Source organism: Mycobacterium sp. (assembly GCF_035314665.1).
Lineage (GTDB): Bacteria > Actinomycetota > Actinomycetes > Mycobacteriales > Mycobacteriaceae > Mycobacterium.
Genome location: NZ_DATFZD010000300.1, coordinates 1 through 2,313, shown reverse-complemented (window position 1 = coordinate 2,313; position 2,313 = coordinate 1). Strand labels below are relative to the sequence as shown.

At 65.3% G+C, this 2,313-nt stretch carries 3 protein-coding genes; 2 read left to right on the top strand and 1 reads right to left on the bottom strand.

Going from position 1 to position 2,313, the window contains the following annotated elements:
* Positions 1 to 420, top strand: a 420-nt coding sequence (locus VKI00_RS20985) for a KAP family P-loop NTPase fold protein (RefSeq protein ID WP_324440819.1), incomplete at its 5' end; no start/stop codon positions are given.
* Here VKI00_RS20985 and VKI00_RS20980 read toward each other — a convergent pair.
* A complete protein-coding gene (locus tag VKI00_RS20980) occupies positions 390 to 722 on the bottom strand; it encodes a hypothetical protein (protein ID WP_324440817.1) in 333 nt (110 codons plus the stop codon). The genes VKI00_RS20985 and VKI00_RS20980 overlap by 31 nt on opposite strands.
* Before the next feature lie 96 nt (positions 723 to 818).
* Between VKI00_RS20980 and VKI00_RS20975 the strand changes: the two genes are divergently transcribed.
* On the top strand, positions 819 to 1,967 hold the full coding sequence (locus tag VKI00_RS20975; protein WP_324440815.1) for an IS630 family transposase: 1,149 nt from the start codon (positions 819 to 821) through the stop codon (positions 1,965 to 1,967).
* Positions 1,968 to 2,313: the final 346 nt, after the last annotated feature.

Sequence of the window (2,313 nt, the reverse complement as noted above, 5' to 3'; positions counted from 1 at the left end):
ATGCAGTGGAAGGTTGACGAACTCATCGAGGCGTTCACCCCGCGCGGGCGCACCGACGACCGCTCGATGGCCGGGTTCAAGGATCAGTTCACCACCCTCATCGGCGGGCTGCCCCAGGTCAAGCGTGTCGTGGTCCTGGTCGACGACTTGGACCGTTGCCTGCCGCCGGCTGTGATGGCGACCCTTGAGGCGATCAAGCTGTTCCTGGCGGTGCCCAAGATGGTGTTCGTCATCGCTGCCGACCAGGAGATGGTGCGCGAGTCGATCGCGGTGAGCCTGGGTGAGACCAACCGCAGCAACGCGTTTGCGGTGCGGTATCTCGAAAAGATCATCCAGCTGCCGGTGACGTTGCCCCGGCTAGTAGTCACGGTCGTAAGTTCGTCGGGGGTTCAGGTCCAGGCGGTGGGGTCTGCGAGGTAGAGGCCGCAGGAGGTGTCGAGGGCGTCTTCGGGTGTACCGCCCATGAATCCGTTGGGCAGGAACGAGTCTTCGTAGTCGTCGTGGCTGGCTCGGTAGATCGCAAAGCCCCATTCTCGTGCCGAGCCGGCGTAGCGCAGCCGGCACAGCCGGAGCACCTCGCCGTCGGCCAGGACGCCGTCGACGTAGGCGAAGCCTGCGCGATAGCGCATGCGTATCTCGCTTAACTGCGGCCAACGCTCGCGGGCACGATCGATGAGCCGGCGGTGCAAGGAGGCCTTGGTCGGGTCCGGGATCTTGGGCATCTGCCTATCGTGACCCAACCGTCGGGTGCGGTGTGGGTGGCCACGGCGTGTCGCGTCCGCGATGTGACCGGGCGCGGGGACAACGGATACATGGCTATGAGCAGTCCGTTCATCATCGCGCTGACCGCCCTGGACGAGTCCGTTCTGCACGCCCGGGCTCGGTCATCGAGGTCGGCGCATCGCGACGTGATCCGCGCGCGGATCGTGCTTGCTGCGGCCGAGGGCGCCAACAACACCGAGATCGCCGCCGAGGTGGGTGTGCATGTCGACACCGTCCGCAAGTGGCGCCGCCGGTTCGTCGCCGCTGGCCTGCCCGGGCTCGACGACTTGCCTCGCAGCGGGCGGCGACGTGTGTTCACGGCCGTGCAGGTGGCTGAGGTCAAGGCGCTGGCCTGCACCCTGCCCGCCGAGACCGGTCGGCCGTTGTCGCGGTGGTCGAGCGCTGATCTGGCCACCGAGGTGATCACCCGCGGGCTGGCCGAGACGATCTCGCCGGCCACCGTGCGCCGATGGCTGGCCGCCGATGCGATCAAGCCCTGGCAGCATCGGTCCTGGATCTTCCCCCGTGACCCGGACTTCGAGACCAAGGCCGCCCGGGTGCTCGACCTGTACGCCCGGCGGTGGGAGGGCCAACCACTGGGTTCCGACGACTATGTGATCAGTGCCGATGAAAAATCGCAGCTGCAGGCCCTGCAGCGACGCCACCGGGGACAACCGCCCGCACCCGGGCGTACCCGACGCGTCGAGTTCGAGTACCGGCGCGGCGGCACCCTGGCCTACTTCGCCGCCTACGACGTGCATCGCGCCCGAGTGCTCGGGCAGATCGCCTCCAAGACCGGCATCGAGCCGTTCACCGACCTGGTCACCGAAGTCATGACCACCGAGCCCTATGCCTCGGCCCGGCGGGTGTTCTGGGTCGTCGACAACGGCTCGTCCCACAACGGGCAACGCTCGATCCAGCGCATGCAGACAGCATGGCCGACCGCGACCCTGGTGCACCTACCGGTGCACGCTTCCTGGCTGAACCAGGTGGAGATCTACTTCTCGATACTGCAGCGAAAAGCCATAACCCCCAACGACTTCGCCGACCTGAACCAACTCTCCGAACGCATCATCAGCTTTCAAGACCGCTACAACACGACCGCGACACCGTTCGACTGGACCTACACCCGAGACGACCTCAACACCTTCCTCCACCGCCTCGACCTGTACGACACACCTCACGCCCGCCCACACGCCGCATGACCCCCGACGAACTTACGACCGTGACCACTAGGGGAGGGCCTTGGGCGCCGGACGATGTGTGACAGTTGGGATCAGCCGAGAGAACTCCTGCTGCTGCAAAGCAACCCATGGTCCTAGTCGCAGCTATTTAATAACACTAGATGCACGATTTGCCATGCGATAATTCGGCGTGGGGTTTGGCTGGTCACCAGGTGCTCGGCCGCCCGGCACGTACGATAAGGCAGGCGCGTCGGGTACCCGAAGCTGTGGACCCCCGGTGGCACCAGACCGGAAGCCAAAAGCGGGTCACCTTTTTGCTGAATCCATCTTTGTCGTCGAAATATGCTGAGAGCCTGCGTGAGAGATC

What these genes read in the sequence shown, in the direction of transcription:
- VKI00_RS20975 (WP_324440815.1), top strand. Translation starts at nt 819, where the DNA reads ATGAGCAGTCCGTTCATCATCGCGCTGACCGCCCTGGACGAGTCCGTT.
- VKI00_RS20980 (WP_324440817.1), bottom strand. Translation starts at nt 722, where the DNA reads ATGCCCAAGATCCCGGACCCGACCAAGGCCTCCTTGCACCGCCGGCTC.